Below are 16,362 nucleotides of genomic sequence, written 5' to 3'. Positions count from 1 at the left end.
GCGGGCAGCGGTTCAGTACGCTAGACCCCCGTGTCCGAAAAGCCCCACGCCAACGAAAACTCGCCAATCGTCATCGGAGATGACGAGATCTTCGAAGCGCATGTGGGAGGCAAGCTTTCCGTGGGGCTGAAGGCCCCGCTCGACACCCAGCGGGCGCTGTCGATCGCCTACACCCCCGGAGTTGCACAGGTCAGTCGTGCCATCGCGGCCGACCACACGCTGGCCGCCCGCTACACCTGGGCGCACCGGCTGGTGGCCGTGGTCAGCGACGGCAGCGCAGTGCTGGGCCTGGGCGACATCGGCGCGGCTGCGTCGCTGCCGGTGATGGAAGGCAAGAGCGCGCTGTTCAAGGCGTTCGGCGGGCTTGACTCGATCCCGATCGTGCTGGACACCAAGGACCCCGACGAGATCGTCGAAACCCTGGTGCGGCTGCGCCCCACGTTCGGCGCCGTCAGCCTCGAAGACATCTCGGCACCCCGCTGCTTCGAGATCGAGCGGCGCGTCGTCGAAGCGCTGGACTGCCCGGTCATGCACGACGACCAGCACGGCACCGCGATGGTGGTGCTGGCGGCGCTCAAGGGTGCCACCACACTGCTCGACCGCGACATGACGTCGCTGCGCGTGGTGATCTCCGGTGCCGGCGCCGCGGGCGTCGCCTGTGCGAATCTCCTTCTCGCAAGCGGAGTTTCGGACATCATCGTGCTCGACTCGCAAGGCATCGTCCATCCCAGCCGCGGCGATATGAACAGCGTCAAGGCTGAGCTGGCGCAACGCACCAACCCGGCCGGACGCACCGGCGGCATGGTGGAGGCGCTCGACAAGGCCGACGTGTTCATCGGGGTGTCGGCGGGTGTGGTGCCCGAGGAGCTGATCGCCACGATGGCGCCCGAGGGGATTGTGTTCGCGCTGTCCAATCCGGATCCGGAGATTCATCCGGATGTGGCCGCCAAGCACGCCGCGGTGGTGGCCACCGGCCGCAGCGACTTCCCCAACCAGATCAACAACGTGCTCGCGTTCCCCGGTGTGTTCCGCGGAGCCCTGGACGCCGGCGCGCCCAGGATTACCCAGAAGATGATGGTGGCCGCCGCCGACGCGATCTTCTCTGTGGTGGCCGACGATCTCGCGCCGGATCGGATCGTGCCCAGTCCGCTGGATCCGCGCGTGGCGCCGGCGGTGTCGGCGGCGGTGGCCGCCTCGGTAGAAGCCTCAGCAGACGCCTCGGGTGGCTAACCGCCTGCTCGGTGTGCTGCTGGCTGCGGTGCTGCTGCTGGCCGGCTGCGCCGAGCGGCCCGCGACTCGTGACGTGGTGGTCGGCGCCGGAACCGACGCCCGATCGGCAGTGCTCGCAGAGTTGTACGCGGCGGCGCTGCGGTCCTACGGCTCGGCGGCGAGGGTGGCACGCATGCCCGACCCGGTAGGCGCCCTCGAGGGCGGTGACGTGGACGTGGTGCCGGGGTTCACCGGCCAGCTGCTGCAACGGTTCGCCCCGGGGATCGCCGCGATCTCCGACAAGAGCGTCTACCACGCGCTGGTGTCGGCGCTGCCCGAAGGCGTGGCGGCCGGTGACTATGCCACCGCGGCGCAGGACAAGCCGGCGCTGGCCGTGACGACGAAGACCGCCGACGCGTGGGGCGGCCGGGATCTGAGCGCGGCGGTCCGCCACTGTGCGCAGGTGACGACGGGTGCGGTGGCCGGCGCGTGGCCACCGGCGAAGATTGGCAGTTGCACCCTCGCGCCGCCTCGCGAATTCCCAACGGCGGCGGCACTTTTCGATGCGCTCAGCGCGGGCCGGCTCATCGCGGCGTGGACTACCAGCGCTGCGCCTGACATTCCCGCCGACGTCGTGCTGCTGGCCGACCGCTCACCCCCGATGATCCAGGCCGAAAACGTGGTGCCGCTGTACCTCCGCAACAAGCTCACCGAGCAAGAAGTGCTTGCCGTCAACGGCATCGCCGGCGAGTTCGATACCACCGCGCTGGCCGACATGCGCCGCCAGGTCGACCAGGGGGCCGATCCCCGACAGGTCGCCGAGGCGTGGTTGGCCGCGCACCCGCTAGGTCGATGACCCGTACCGCGGCTTGGTCGGAATAGCGCGCGCGGTGACGGCGGCGAACAGCCGCTGATAGCCCGAGCCGGTCAGCCGCACGATCACGTCGAGCACCTTTGCGTCCGGGCCCACCAGGACGCGGGCCTTGTTCTTGCGCACCCCGTCGAGGATGATGCGTGCCGCCTTCTCGGGTGTGGTGTTGGCCAGCCTGGTGTCGAACCGGTGTGCCAGGTCGGCGACGTCGATGCCTTCGGCGGCGGTCATGTTGCGCGCGATCGCGGTCTTGATTCCGCCGGGGTGCACGGTGGTGACCTTCACCGGATGCTTGGCCAGAAGCATCTCCTGGCGCAGCGCCTCGGTGAATCCGCGCACCGCGAACTTGGCCGAGTTGTAGGCGGCTTGCCCGGGCACCGAGAACAACCCGAAGATGCTCGAGACGTTGACGACGTGTCCGTCGCCGGAGGCGATCAGGTGCGGCAGAAATGCCTTGGTGCCATTGACCACGCCCCAGAAGTCCACGTCCATCACGCGTTCGATGTCTTTGAATCCGCTGACCTCGACGTCGCCGGTGAACGCGATGCCGGCGTTGTTGTAGATCTGGTTGACCGTGCCGTAGTGGTCGTTGACGGCGTCGGCGTAGGCGAGCACGGCTTCGCGTTCGGTGACGTCGAGGCGGTCGGCCTTCACCGGTGCGCCGATGGCCTTGATCCGCTCCTCAGTGGCGGCCAGACCCTCGAGGTCGACGTCACTGATGGCCAGCTTGGCACCCGAACGCGCCAGTTCAATGGCCAGCGCCTGGCCGATGCCGGAGCCCGCCCCGGTGATTGCAACGACTTTTCCGGCGAACCCGTCCACTGAGCTCCTTACCCGTCTTGCGCGAGCGTGCGTGTCGCGTCAGCGACACGCCGATGTCGCTGACACTCTACGCACGCTCGGCAGGCGCGTGGACGGTCGGGCGATTCGGTAACGCCGGCCCGTCCGGTTACGATGCCCCAATCATGAAGCGCACTTTTGCTGCGGCCGTCGGGTCGCTCATTGTTTCCGGCGGACTCGCGGCCGCGGCGACCGGGGTGGCCGCCCCGGCGCAGGCCGACCCCGACAGCGACGCGTTCATCAGGAACCTCGCAGACGCCGGCCTGGGCAACGTCGACCCGGCATACGCGGCGCAGCTGGGTCAGCAGGTGTGCCCCATGCTGGCCGAAAGTGGCCAGAACACGGCGGACGTCGCGTCCAAGGTCGCCGACGCGGGCGGCATGTCGATGGGGCCCGCCACCATGTTCACCGGGATCGCGATCTCGCTGTGGTGCCCTGGAGCGATCGCGCGGATCGGCAACGGGCAGATCGACGGCTTGCCGGGCATCGACACCCTGCCGGCCCTCAACAGCCTCAACAGCATTCTCGCCCGCTAAGCGAACGCCTCGTCGAGAATCTCCTGCTGCTCGACCGCGTGCACTTTCGCCGAACCCGATGACGGCGCGGACATGGCCCGTCGCGAAATCCGTTTGATCCCTTGGAGTTCGGGCACCAGCTCGGGCAACGCCAAACCGAAGGTCGGCCACGCACCCTGGTTCGCCGGCTCCTCCTGCACCCAGAAGTACTCCTCGACGTTCGGGTATTGCTCGAGCGTGTTCGGTAGCCGGTAGCGCGGGATCGGGTACAGCTGCTCGACGCGCACGATCCCCACGTCCTCGCGCTTCTCCTTGGCTTTGCGCTGGGCCAGCTCGTAGTACAGCTTGCCGCTGACCAGAAGCATCCTCTTGACCTTGCTGCGGTCGCCGTCGCCCACGTCGTACATCGGTTCCTCGAGCACCGAGCGGAACTTCATCTCGGTGAACTCACGCAGCTCGCTGACCGCGGCCTTGTTGCGCAGCATCGACTTCGGCGTGAACACGATCAGTGGCCGGTGGATGCCGTCCAGTGCATGCCGGCGCAGCAGGTGGAAGTAGTTCGCGGGCGTCGACGGCTGCGCGACCGTCATCGAGCCCTCAGCGCATACCTGAAGGAACCGCTCGATACGGCCGGAGGTGTGGTCGGGCCCTTGGCCCTCGTGGCCGTGCGGCAGCAGCAGCACCACGTCGGACGTCTGGCCCCACTTGGCCTCGCCGGAGCTGATGAACTCGTCGATGATCGACTGGGCGCCGTTGATGAAGTCGCCGAACTGCGCTTCCCACAGCACCAGCGCGTCGGGGTTGCCCAGCGAGTAGCCGTACTCGAAGCCGACGGCGGCGAACTCCGACAGCGGCGAGTCATACACCATGAACTTGCCGCCCGTGGGGTTCCCGTCCTCGTCGGCGGCCAGCAGCTGAAGCGGTGTGAACTCTTTGCCGGTCTTGCGGTCGATGATCACCGAGTGCCGCTGGCTGAACGTGCCGCGGCGGCTGTCCTGGCCCGTCAGCCGCACGGTGCGGCCCTCGGCCACCAGCGAACCCAGCGCCAGCAGCTCGGCGAACGCCCAGTCGATCTTGCCGTTGTAGGCCATCTCGCGGCGCTTCTCCAGGCCGGGCTTCACGCGCGGGTGAACGGTGAACCCGTCGGGGAAGGACAGGTGCGCGTCGCCGATGCGGGCCAGCAGTGACTTCTCGACGGCCGTGGCCAGCCCGCGCGGCAGCTGCTGTTCGGCTTCCACCGACTCACTCGGCTCGATCTCGTGTTTCTCGAGTTCGCGCACTTCGTTGAAGACCTGCTCCAGCTGGCCCTGGTAGTCACGCAGCGCGTCCTCGGCCTCTTTGATCGAGATGTCGCCGCGGCCGATCAGCGCCTCGGTGTAGGTCTTGCGGACACCGCGCTTGGTGTCGATGACGTCGTACATCGCCGGCTGCGTCATCGACGGGTCGTCGCCCTCGTTGTGCCCGCGGCGGCGGTAGCAGATCATGTCGATGACGACGTCTTTCTTGAACTTCTGCCGGAAGTCCACCGCCAGCCGCGCCACCCAGACGCAGGCCTCCGGGTCGTCACCGTTGACGTGGAAGATCGGCGCGCCGATCATCTTCGCCACGTCGGTGCAGTACTCCGACGACTTCGCGTCGGAAGGCGATGTGGTGAAACCGATTTGGTTGTTGACGACGATGTGGATCGTGCCGCCGGTGCGATAGCCGCGCAGCAGCGCGAGGTTCAGCGTCTCGGCCACCACGCCCTGCCCGGCGAACGCGGCATCGCCGTGCAGCATCAACGGCAGCACGGTGAACCCGTCGTCGCCGTCACCTTTGTCCAGCAGATCCTGTTTGGCTCGCACCAAGCCCTCGAGCACCGGGTCGACGGCTTCCAGGTGCGACGGGTTGGCGGTCAGCGACACCTTGATGTCGTTGTCGCCGAACATCTGGATGAACTTGCCTTCGGCGCCGAGGTGATACTTCACGTCGCCGGAACCGTGCGCCTGCGACGGATTCAGGTTGCCTTCGAATTCGGAGAAGATCTGGCTGTACGGCTTGCCGACGATGTTGGCCAGCACGTTGAGCCGGCCGCGGTGCGGCATGCCGATCACCACTTCGTCGAGCCCATGCTCGGCGGACTGGTCGATCACCGCGTCCATCGCCGGGATGACGGTCTCGGCACCCTCGAGCGAAAACCGTTTCTGGCCAACGTATTTCGTCTGGAGGAAGGTTTCGAAGGCCTCGGCGGCGTTCAGCTTGCTCAGGATGTACTTCTGCTGGGCGACGGTGGGCTTCTCGTGCTTGACCTCGATGCGCTCCTGCAGCCACTTCTGCTGCTCGGGCTCGAGGATGTGGGTGTACTCGACGCCGATGTGGCGGCAGTACGCGTCGCGCAGCAGGCCGAGCACGTCGCGCAGCTTCTTGTATTCCGCGCCGCCGAACCCACCGACCTTGAACACGCGGTCGAGGTCCCACAGCGTCAGCCCGTGGGTCGCGATGTCGAGGTCGGGATGGCTGCGGAACCGGGTCTTGTCCAGGCGCAGCGGGTCGATGTCGGCCATCAGGTGGCCGCGGTTGCGGTACGCCGCGATCAGTTCGATGACGCGGGCGTTCTTGTCTTGGATCGAGTCGGGGTTGTCGGTGCGCCAGCGGACCGGCTCGTAGGGGATGCCCAGCTCGTGGAAGATGTCGTCCCAGAAGTCGTCGGAGAGCAGCAGCTGGTGCACCGTGCGCAGGAAGTCGCCGGATTCCGCGCCCTGGATGATGCGGTGGTCATAGGTCGACGTCAGCGTCACCAGCTTGCCGACGCCCAGGTCGGCGATGCGTTCTTCGCTGGCGCCCTGGAACTCGGCGGGGTACTCCATGGCGCCGACGCCGATGATCGCCCCTTGCCCGCGCATCAGCCGCGGCACGGAGTGCACGGTGCCGATGGTGCCGGGGTTGGTCAGCGAGATCGTCACCCCGCTGAAGTCCTCGGCGGTGAGCTTGCCGTCGCGGGCCCGCCGGACGATGTCCTCGTAGGCGGCGATGAACTGGCCGAACCGCATGGTCTCGGCCTTCTTGATCCCGGCGACCACCAGTTGGCGGCTGCCGTCTTTGCCTTGCAGGTCGATTGCGAGCCCCAGATTGGTGTGCGCCGGGGTGATCACAGTCGGCTTGCCGTCCACTTCGGCGTAGTGCCGGTTCATGTTCGGGAACTTCTTGACCGCCTGCACGATCGCGAACCCGAGCACATGGGTGAACGAGATCTTGCCGCCGCGCGTGCGCTTGAGGTGGTTGTTGATGACGATCCGGTTGTCGATCATCAGCTTGGCCGGGACCGCGCGCACGCTGGTGGCGGTCGGCACGTCCAGCGACGCCGCCATGTTCTTGGCCACCGCCGCCGCGGCGCCACGGATCACCTGCACCTCGTCGTCGGGCGCCACGCTGACTGCGGGCGCCTTGGCCGGCTTGGACTCCCTCTTCGGCTCCGGCTTGCTCTTGGGTTCAGCGTCTTTCGGTTCGGCTGACGCGGTCTTCGCCTGGCCGTCGGCTGCCGGCTTCGTGGTGGACTGCTGCTGCTTCTGCGGCGCGCTGTCGGTCTGCTGACCGTTGCCCGTCGGCTCGGGTGAGTAGTCGACCAGGAAATCGTGCCAACTCGGGTCAACCGACGAGGGGTCGTCGCGGAACTTGCGGTACATCTCTTCGACGAGCCACTCGTTCTGACCGAATGGCGAAGGTGAACTGCTCACAGCGGCTGCTCGCCTCGATTCCTCTGTCCGGGAAGCGTCCTGGAGGGCGCTTGCCCACCTCTGCTACTGGCGACGGTCTCTGCTGTTTCCGCCTCGGTAAAGGCTAACCCGTTGGTCTTCGCAGCGACCACGTGCGCGGTATTCCCGGCGTCGCCGTTTCTAACAGTACGCCCGTTCTGGGAGAGGTGCGTGGCCTAAGACGACGCGGTGGCCGACGGCAGCACGTGCAACGCGACGGGCCAGCGGGCCGGCGCAGGCCCAAAAGCCTTGCGCGCGTTGGCGATGATCTTCTTGGCCATCATCCGGTTACCGCCGCCGCCGATCGCGGCGCCGATGCCCATCGGCAACATCTTGCCGACGGCCATCACACCCCGCTTGAGTGTGTAGCGCTTCACGAAGTAGCGCAGCAGCCGATTGTTGAGTTGCGACACCACCGGCAACGGCAGCGACGCGGTGCTCTCGGCCAGCCAACCGCCGTTGGTGCGGCCCGGGCCGACCAGGTCGCGCACCGCGCGCTTGCTGTCCTCACCGACCAGCACGGCAAGCACCAACGCGCGCCGGTGCTCACGCTGATCGGCCGGGATGCCGTGCACTTCGGCCACGGCCAGCACGAAAAGCGCGGTCGTTTCCAGGAACAGCACGGTCTCGCCGGCCACCGCGGACAGCGCAGCCACCGTGCCGATGCCCGGGAGGGCGGCCGCCGAGCCCACCGCCGCCCCGCTGGCCATGGCCGCGGCCAGATAGCGCTTCTCGAGCATGGTGACGATCTCGGCCGGTGAGGCATCGGGATGCTGTCGTCGCAGCCGCTGCACGTACGCCGTGACCGCCGGTGCCTGAACGCGCGCCCCGCGCTCGAGGATGTATGACAGCGCTTTGGCGCCCGCCCCGGCGTTGTCGTCGGTGGCAGCGTTGAGCTGCGCTGGAGGGCGCGGGCGTGCGGCGTTCATGAGGCCTCCTGGCGGATCGCGTCTTTCCAGGCTACCGGCGGGTGGGAAGAAAATACCGGCGTGCGGTGCTGGTGTGGGTCATGGCAACATCGCGGGCTGTGGGTGTGACGAGCGAGGGCGAGCTGACGACGGGACGTCCCCTCACTCCGAGCCGCACCCGGATGATCGTCGTGCTCGGTGCCCTGGTCGCGCTCGGTCCGTTGACGCTCGACCTCTATCTGCCGGCGCTGCCGAGGATCACCGAAGAGTTGGCGGTGTCCTCGTCGGTGACGCAGTTGACGTTGACGGGGACGCTGGCCGGGCTGGCGCTGGGCCAGCTGATCGTCGGACCCTTGTCGGACTCGGTGGGCAGGCGCCGGCCGCTGATGGCCGGGATCGTGCTGCACATGATCGCGTCGCTGGTCTGCCTGGCGGCTCCCGACATCGCGGTGCTGGGCAGCGCCAGAGTGCTCCAGGGCGTCGGCGCGTCGGCGGCGATGGTGGTCGCGATCGCTGTGGTAGGTGACCTGTTCGACGACTCGGCCGCCGCCACGGTGTTGTCGCGGCTGATGCTGGTGCTCGGTGTGGCGCCGGTCGTCGCGCCGTCACTGGGGGCGGCGGTGCTGCTGCATGCGTCGTGGCACTGGGTGTTCGCAGTGCTCGTGATGCTGGCGGGTGGCCTGCTCGTGGTGGCCGCGCTGGCGTTGCCTGAAACCCTTCCGGTCGAGCATCGCCGGCCGTTGCGGTTGGGTGCGGTCGGCGCCACGTACCTTGCGTTGTTGCGCGATCTGCGGTTCGTGACCCTGGTGCTGGTCGCCGCGCTGGCGATGTCGGGGTTGTTCGCCTACATCTCGGGGGCCTCGTTCGTGCTGCAGGGCGGCTATGGGCTGACCCAGCAGGTGTTCGCGGTCGTGTTCGGTGCGGGAGCGATCTCGTTCATCACCGCATCGCAGATCAATGTGGTTCTGCTGAAACGGTTTTCGCCGCAACGCATCGTCGTGTTCGCGTTGGGCTTCGGCGTGGTGGTCGGCGCCGCGTTCGTGGCGCTGGCGCTGTCTCGCGTCGGCGGGCTGGTCGCCTTCCTGGTCCCGGTGTGGCTGATCCTGGGCTCGATGGGTCTGGTGATCCCGAATGCGCCGGCGTTGGCGCTGTCCCGCCATCATGAGGCGGCGGGAACCGCGGCCGCGCTGTTGGGTGCCGCACAGTTCGGCATCGGCGCAGCCGTCGCGCCGGTGGTGGGACTGCTGGGCAACGACGAGCGCGCGTTAGCCGCGGTGATGGCGGCGGGCGTGGTGGTGGCGCTGGTCGCGTTGGTCACCGTGATCCGCAGCACCGAGAACGCCTCGGCCTAGCGGCCGCTGGGTACCGTCGCATGCGGTTACTCCGGCGGAGTAGTTCGCGCCGGAATAGGGAATGATCTGCGCATGGCCGGTCACGTGACGTCGTGGGGCACCTCGGTGCTGGTGACGACGTGACCGCCGCTGAGCGCGACATACCACCGTGGGAGCGCGGGGAGCGCGACATACAGCCGTGGGAGCGCGGGGAGCGCGACATGCAACCGTGGGAGCGCGCTGAGCGCGACATGCAACCGTGGCGTGCGCTGTGGGCCATGATGGTCGGCTTCTTCATGATTCTGGTCGACTCGACGATCGTCGCCGTCGCCAACCCGCGCATCATGGAGAAGCTGAACACCGACTACGACGCGGTGATCTGGGTGACCAGCGCTTATCTGCTGGCGTACGCGGTGCCGTTGTTGGTGGCCGGCCGACTCGGTGACCGGTTCGGCCCCAAGAATCTGTACCTGGCCGGCCTGGCGATCTTCACCGCCTCGTCGCTGTGGTGCGGGTTGGCCGGTTCGATCGAGATGCTGATCGCCGCGCGGGTGGTGCAGGGCCTCGGCGCCGCGCTGCTCACGCCCCAGACGTTGTCGACGATCACCCGCATCTTCCCGCCGGAACGCCGCGGCGTCGCGATGAGCGTCTGGGGTGCCACCGCAGGGGTCGCCACGCTGGTCGGCCCGCTTGCCGGCGGCACCTTGGTCGACAGCCTGGGCTGGCAGTGGATCTTCTTCGTGAACGTGCCCATCGGGGTGCTCGGCCTGGTGCTGGCGGTGTGGCTGATCCCGGTGTTGCCGACGCAACGCCACCGCTTCGACGTGCCGGGCGTGCTGCTATCGGGCGCGGCGATGTTCCTGATCGTGTTCGGCCTGCAGGAGGGCCAGTCGCACGACTGGGCGCTGTGGATCTGGGCGACCATCGGCGGCGGCATCGCGGTGATGGGACTGTTCGTCTGGTGGCAGGGGGTGAACAAGAACGAGCCGCTGATCCCGCTGCGGATGTTCCGCGATCGCGACTTCTCGCTGTCGAATGTCGGGGTCGCGGTGATGGGCTTCATCGCCGTGGGCATGGTGCTGCCGCTGATGTTCTATCTGCAGGGCGTCTGCGGCTTGTCGCCTACCCGCTCGGCGTTGGTGACAGTGCCGATGGCGGTGTGCACCGGGCTGCTGGCGCCTATCGTCGGGCGCATCGTCGACCGGTCCCATCCTCGCCCGGTGGTCGGTTTCGGTTTCTCGATGCTGGCGATCGCGCTGACGTGGCTGTCCGCGGAGATGACGCCGAACACGCCGATCTGGCGGCTGGTGCTGCCGTTCGCCGCTATGGGCGTCGGCATGGCATTCGTATGGGCGCCGTTGGCCGCCACCGCGACTCGCAACCTGCCGCCGGATTTGGCCGGCGCGGGGTCGGGCGTCTACAACGCGACCCGGCAGGTGGGTTCGGTACTGGGCAGCGCGAGCATGGCCGCGATGATGACCTGGCGGATCAGCGAAGAACTGCCGCCGATGCCGGCAGGTACTCCGCGTGGCGGCGAGGGGGCGGTGAGCCAGCTGCCCGGATTCTTGCACCAGCCGTTCTCCGACGCGATGTCCACGTCGACGCTCTTGCCGGCGTTCGTGGCGCTGTTCGGGGTGATCGCGGCACTGTTCCTCATCGGGGGCCGAACCGCTGGTGTTGCGAAATCCATTGAGCCGCAACCATTTGACGATTCGGAGCCCCGCACCGACGCGATGCCGGTGATTGCCGCGCGCGCCGGCGACTCCGGCGGCTACTTCGGCGACGACGACGATTACCCGGAATACATCCTCGCGCCGCCGGATCCCGACAGCGGGCCGCAACCGATTCCTTCGCCGGATGCCGACGACTCCGACACCGAGCCGCTGGCCCTCCCTGCCGAGGCGGGCAGCGAGCCGGTCGAGCTGGGGGCCGACAACCCGTACCAGACGCTCTACCACGAGCCACCGGAGCGCTGGCTGCGTTCGGTGAGCGAGCCGATTGGCTTCGCGCACAACGGCTTTCGGGTACCTCATGGTAACGGATTGCCGGACGTTCCCGAGCAGCGGCGGCCAGGCAGGCACGCCGCCGACGACAGCGGGCCGACGTTCACGTGGTTCGATCCGGACGCCGACAGTTACGGCAGGCACGCGACTCCTGCCGGTGACTAGGCGAACAGCACCGCGGCGTTCAGGTAGCCGGTGGGGTCGAGGGCGTTCTTGATCGTCCGCATCGCGGCGATATCCGCCGGTTCGCGGGACATCCCGACGTAGTCGCGCTTGAGGCTGCCGACGCCGTGCTCAGAGCTGACGTTGCCGCCGCAGCCGGCGATCAGCGTCATCATCGCCGCGTACAGCGCCCTTTCACGCTCAGCAGTCATGCTGCAGCGCAACACATTCAGATGCAAGTTGCCCTCGGCGATGTGGCCGAACAGCACGGGGATCGCATCGGGTGCATGCTCGGCGATCAGGGCGGACGACTGCTCCGCGAAGGTCGCGATCGCCGGCAGCGGCAGCGAGACGTCGAACTTCAGCGGCGGCCCGAAGACGCCGAGGATGTCGGCGATCGCCTCGCGCAGCCGCCACATCCGCTGCTGCGCAACGGCATCCACGCCGACCGCCGGCTCCGCGGACAACGGCGCATCCGTCAGCGCATCGGCCAGTCGGTCCGACTGATCCCGGTCACCAGCCATCTCGATCAGCATCAGCCAGGGGGCCGCCACCGGAGACGCGACGTCCAGGTGCCGTGCGGTGAGCTCGAGCGCCCGCGCGTCGATCAGTTCCAGCGCCGCGATGCCGTCGAGATCGCGAAGGACCTGACCGGCCGCGGTCACCGCGGACAGGTCCGCAAACCCCGCCACCGCGGTGATCCGGTGCGCGGGCGTGGGGTGCAGCCGCACGTCGAGCTCGGTGATCACACCCAACGTGCCCTCGGCGCCGACGAACAGCGCAGCCAAGTCGTAACCGGTGTTGTCGCGACGAACAGCGCTGTGCCGCCGCAGGATCGAGCCGTCGGGCAGCACCACCTCCAGTCCGACCACCTGCTCGCCCATGTTGCCGTACCGCACGGTGCGCAGCCCGCCCGCGTTCGTCGATGCCATGCCCCCGACCGTCGCGGAATCGCGGGCGGCGAGGTCCACCCCGAACACCAGCCCGGCTCCAGCGGCGACGCGCTGCGCCGTCGCCAGCGGAACGCCCGCACCCAGCCGCAGCCGGCGCTCGCCGGTGTCGACGTCGCCGACTGCGGTGAGCCGTTCCGTGGACACCAACACGTCGTCGTGTTCGGGAACAGTGCCGGCCACCAACGACGTCCGCCCGCCCTGGATCGTGACGTGCGCGCCGGCGTCGCGGCATTCGGCCAGCACGGCCGCGATCTCGTCGGCGCAGGCGGGCCGCACCAGCGCCGCGGCGCGCCCGCGATAACGCCCGGTGTGGTCGAGGCTGCGCGCCGCGAGCACGTCCGGATCGGTGCTCAGGTAGCTGCCGCCGACGATGCCTGCCAGCCGCTGCGCCAAACTCATTGCGGCGTCTCGCCCGGCGACAAGGTGAGAAACGCGCCGAGGGCCACCAAGTCGTCGGGGCTGGCCGGCAGGTACTCGGTCAGCGACGGCGATCGCACGATCACGGCCCGATACTTGGCCCGGCTGATCGCGACGTTGAGCCGGTTGCGGTTGAGCAGAAAACCCATGCCGCGCGGAATGTCGTCGATGGTCGACGAGGCCATCGACAAGAACACCACCGGCGCCTGCCGGCCCTGGAACTTGTCGACGGTGCCCACCCGCACGTCGTCGAGCTTCGCCGCGTGCAAGTGCGACCGGATGCACAGCACCTGGGCGTTGTACGGCGCCACCACGAGCACGTCGTCCTCTGTCAGCGCGCGTGTGCCGTGCTCGTCGGTCCACGGCGTGCCGATCAGCGCTTGGATCTGCTCGACGATTGCCGCGGCCTCTTCGTCGCTCGCGGTGTCGTTGTCGCGGTGGTCCACGAACAGGGTGTGCACGCCCGGCGCATGACCGGCTAGTTCGCGATGCGCGGCGATGTCGTCGGGCCGCAGCCGATTCTCATACGACAGCGCCGAAACCGCTTGGCAGACAGCGGGATGCATGCGGTAGCTGCGTTCGAGGAAGTACCCGAACTCGTCGGGCAACACATCGCGGTCGTCGACCAGCCAGCCCAGCGCCGAGCGGTCCACCGGTTCCGGGTGGGTGCCTTGGCTGACTTCCGGCAGTTGTTGCGGATCGCCCAGTAGCAAAAGGTTCCTCGCGGCCAGGGAGACTGCGATGGTGCTGGCCAGCGAGAACTGGCCCGCCTCGTCGATGGTCAGCACGTCGAGGCTACGTGGTGGAACTCGGGCAGCGTTGGCGAAATCCCACGCCGTGCCGCCGATGACGCAGCCGGCGTGCCCGGCGATGAAGTCGGCGTACTTGTTCTCGGGAACTACTTGCCAGGCACGGTGATTGGTGTGTTCGGCGCCGGATTTCTTTCCCACCAGCGACGGATCGACACCCGCACCGACGATCTCGTCGAGCAGGTTTTCGACCACCGCATGCGACTGCGCGACCACACCGATGCGCCAGTGGTGCTCGTCGACCAACCTGGCGATCACCCGTGCGGCCGTATACGTCTTGCCGGTGCCCGGCGGACCGTGCACCGCGACGTACGAGTCGCTCAACGCCAGCAGCGCCGCCGTGATCGACTCGATGTGGTCGCCGAGCCGGGGGAGAGGCCCGCCGCCGGTCAGTGTCGGCGGCTGGCGGCGCAAGATGTCGATCACCGCGCCATGCGGCAACCGCGAGCAGGTGCGCAGCGACTCGGCGGCCTCCGCCGCGACCGTCTCGATCACCTGCTCCATGTTGTCTGTGGACACCGGAAATCCCGGCGTCAACGCCATCGGGAGGTTGTCGAACGGGCCCGCGTCGGGCTGCAGTTCACAGATCAGCACCTCGACGGGCAAACCGGCTGCGGCATCGACAGTTTCGAGCACCGTCGCCTTGCCTGCCGCGCGCCGGTCGGGGTGGGCGTCGTCGAGGCCCGGGGGCGCCGGGCGGTCGTAGAGCACGCACACATTACGGTCGAGCTGCCCGCCGCAGAGGCTGCCGTACAGCCGGACATGGCGTCGTGGCTTGCGTTTGCGCGGCGGCAGATGCCAATCGGCCTCCACGCGCGCGTCCTCGACGCGGAACACCCCCGAGGTGTCGGCCCACTCCTCGACCGGCCCGGTGAGCCGGTCGAAGTGGCTCCACCAGAAGGGTTTTCGTTCTCGTTGGTAGTAGCCGCGCGCGGCGGCGATCAATGCAGCCGCCATCTGGTCGGGTGAGCGGTGATCGCGGTCTGCTGCGTCTCCCGCGAAATCGTTCAGCAGACAAGCGATGTCATCGTCAGTGGGTACGGTTTCCCCCGGGGGCGCCGGCCGGGTCAGATGGGTGACCCCGTTCTCGAACGCCCGCAGCACCAGCCAGTCGCGGAGCTTGCGCGTCGACGTGCAGTCGTAGTGGTTGTAGTCCTCGATCTCCTTGAGCACGCTTGCTGCCTCGTCGTCGCGGCCGGCGTCACGCAGTGCGCAGTACCGCGCGTACTGGGTGATCGAGTCAGTTGCGGTGGTGACGTCTCCGCCGCGCAGCTGCTCACCCATGTACAGCGGCTCGATCGCCTTGAGCCCGTAAGATTCTGCGCCGACGAGGATGGCCTTGCGCACGATGGGATAAAGGTTCACCAGCACCTCGCTGCGCAGCAGCTCGTCGACCTCGTCTTCGCCGACGCCGTGGCGCGCGGCCAGCCGCAGCAACGCGGTCTTCTCGTACGCGGCGTAGTGGTAGATGTGCATGTTCGGGTAGCGCTTGCGGCGCTTGCGAACCATCGCCAGGAACTCGACCAGCGCCTCCCGTTCGCCGGGTCGATCGTGCGCCCACAACGGGTGGAAGGTGCCGTCGCGTTCGAGCACCCCGAACAGGTACTCCAGACCCCAGTCGACGCCATTGCTGGTCCACAGCGGATCGCCTTCGAAATCGAAGAACAGGTCGCCGTCGTCGATCGCGGGCAGCGCGCCGAGCGGATCCGGGTCGACGACGTCGTACTCGGCGACACCGGATTGCGCCTGGCGCACCTGTATGCGCGCCTGGGCGGTCAGCGTGGCAAGGGTTGCCGCAGCCATTCCGCCCACCGGGCCGGTGTGGTGGGCGAGTTCGATGACGGTGCTGATGCCCGCGCCGAGCAGTTTGGCCCGCTGGCTGGCCCGCATGCCGGCCACCAGCAGCAGATCGTCGGATGCCCGCAGATGCGGCGCGCAAGCCGCGCAGCGCATGCAGGCACGCAGTTGCGGGTCGCCCCAGCTGACCGGCTGTCCCGACGCGAGGTGGCGGTCGAGCAGGTCCTCGAGCGCCGCCCGCTGGCGCCGATACACCTCGACGAGCTCGTGCACCGGGTATTCCGCCACAGCCTGGTCGCCGAGGATCAGACCGACGGTGGGGCTCACCGGGGCGCCCATCGCGCGCAGCGCTTCGGCGTAGCCCGCGATCTGCAGCAGCGCTTCGACTTTGGCGTGCCGCGCCAGTTTGGTGTCGCGAATCTGATACGCACAGCTGGCGTCTTCCCGAACGAGGAAGTCGGCGAAGCCGACGAACCTGCCGTCGATCAGGGCCGCCTGGTACACCACCGCCGGTTGGCGAGCCAGCGCCTCGAGCGTCGCGCGCGCCGCTGCCTCGAACGACGCCACGGTGTATGCGGGCCGGCCAATGGTGACCACCCCGTCTCCGTAGCGGGCGACGTAGTCGTCGAGGATGCGGCGTTCGTGCGCACCGCCCAATTCGGCGGTGCGCCTGAGTAGTTCGTCGTCGTCGGTCTCGGGGGCGGGTCCGCGGCCGAGCTTGTGGTCGAACTCGCGCAACAACGCATACTCACACCTGGCGGCGGCGGCCAGGTCCGAGGCGCTGTAGTACACGCGGCCGTTGTCGACGAACACGGT

10 protein-coding genes are annotated in these 16,362 nt (G+C 68.2%); 5 read left to right on the top strand and 5 right to left on the bottom strand.

Annotated elements, in window-relative coordinates:
- Nucleotides 1-30 precede the first annotated feature (30 nt).
- Together AC5Y4N_RS00130 and AC5Y4N_RS00125 are read left to right on the top strand one after the other, a co-directional pair.
- The gene (locus tag AC5Y4N_RS00130; protein WP_499909822.1) at nucleotides 31-1,230 is read left to right on the top strand and encodes an NAD(P)-dependent malic enzyme; all 1,200 of its coding nucleotides are present in this window, start codon (nucleotides 31-33) and stop codon (nucleotides 1,228-1,230) included.
- A complete protein-coding gene (locus tag AC5Y4N_RS00125; protein ID WP_499909824.1) occupies nucleotides 1,223-2,065 on the top strand; it encodes a glycine betaine ABC transporter substrate-binding protein in 843 nt (280 codons plus the stop codon). The genes AC5Y4N_RS00130 and AC5Y4N_RS00125 overlap by 8 nt, the downstream gene beginning before the upstream one ends.
- Here AC5Y4N_RS00125 and AC5Y4N_RS00120 read toward each other — a convergent pair.
- The gene (locus tag AC5Y4N_RS00120) at nucleotides 2,054-2,902 is read right to left on the bottom strand and encodes an SDR family NAD(P)-dependent oxidoreductase (protein ID WP_499909826.1); all 849 of its coding nucleotides are present in this window, start codon (nucleotides 2,900-2,902) and stop codon (nucleotides 2,054-2,056) included. The two genes, AC5Y4N_RS00125 and AC5Y4N_RS00120, sit on opposite strands and share 12 nt — an antisense overlap.
- 143 nt (nucleotides 2,903-3,045) lie before the next feature.
- Between AC5Y4N_RS00120 and AC5Y4N_RS00115 the strand changes: the two genes are divergently transcribed.
- Complete coding sequence (locus tag AC5Y4N_RS00115; protein ID WP_499912764.1) at nucleotides 3,046-3,456, top strand: DUF732 domain-containing protein; 411 nt, start codon at nucleotides 3,046-3,048, stop codon at nucleotides 3,454-3,456.
- On the opposite strand, the gene AC5Y4N_RS00110 is transcribed toward AC5Y4N_RS00115, so the two are convergent.
- Both AC5Y4N_RS00110 and AC5Y4N_RS00105 read right to left on the bottom strand, forming a co-directional pair.
- Nucleotides 3,453-7,097: a multifunctional oxoglutarate decarboxylase/oxoglutarate dehydrogenase thiamine pyrophosphate-binding subunit/dihydrolipoyllysine-residue succinyltransferase subunit gene (locus tag AC5Y4N_RS00110; RefSeq protein WP_499912803.1), complete on the bottom strand. Its 3,645-nt coding sequence runs from the start codon at nucleotides 7,095-7,097 to the stop codon at nucleotides 3,453-3,455. The two genes, AC5Y4N_RS00115 and AC5Y4N_RS00110, sit on opposite strands and share 4 nt — an antisense overlap.
- Nucleotides 7,098-7,342: 245 nt before the next feature.
- Nucleotides 7,343-8,095: a hypothetical protein gene (locus AC5Y4N_RS00105; protein WP_499912766.1), complete on the bottom strand. Its 753-nt coding sequence runs from the start codon at nucleotides 8,093-8,095 to the stop codon at nucleotides 7,343-7,345.
- An 80-nt stretch (nucleotides 8,096-8,175) separates the two neighbouring features.
- Between AC5Y4N_RS00105 and AC5Y4N_RS00100 the strand changes: the two genes are divergently transcribed.
- Together AC5Y4N_RS00100 and AC5Y4N_RS00095 are read left to right on the top strand one after the other, a co-directional pair.
- Entirely contained in the window at nucleotides 8,176-9,426 is a 1,251-nt protein-coding gene (locus AC5Y4N_RS00100; protein WP_499912768.1) for a multidrug effflux MFS transporter, read from the top strand.
- A gap of 200 nt (nucleotides 9,427-9,626) precedes the next feature.
- On the top strand, nucleotides 9,627-11,573 hold the full coding sequence (locus AC5Y4N_RS00095) for an MFS transporter (protein WP_499912805.1): 1,947 nt from the start codon (nucleotides 9,627-9,629) through the stop codon (nucleotides 11,571-11,573).
- Here the strand turns inward: AC5Y4N_RS00095 and AC5Y4N_RS00090 are convergent.
- Together AC5Y4N_RS00090 and AC5Y4N_RS00085 are read right to left on the bottom strand one after the other, a co-directional pair.
- A complete protein-coding gene (locus tag AC5Y4N_RS00090; RefSeq protein ID WP_499912770.1) occupies nucleotides 11,570-12,922 on the bottom strand; it encodes an FAD-binding oxidoreductase in 1,353 nt (450 codons plus the stop codon). The genes AC5Y4N_RS00095 and AC5Y4N_RS00090 overlap by 4 nt on opposite strands.
- Nucleotides 12,919-16,359: a TM0106 family RecB-like putative nuclease gene (locus AC5Y4N_RS00085; protein WP_499912807.1), complete on the bottom strand. Its 3,441-nt coding sequence runs from the start codon at nucleotides 16,357-16,359 to the stop codon at nucleotides 12,919-12,921. The genes AC5Y4N_RS00090 and AC5Y4N_RS00085 overlap by 4 nt, the downstream gene beginning before the upstream one ends.
- Nucleotides 16,360-16,362: the final 3 nt, after the last annotated feature.

This window comes from Mycobacterium sp. NGS19, from assembly GCF_059813155.1.
The sequence above is the reverse complement of the archived record's forward strand: the minus strand, read 5'-3'. Positions and strand labels throughout refer to the sequence as shown.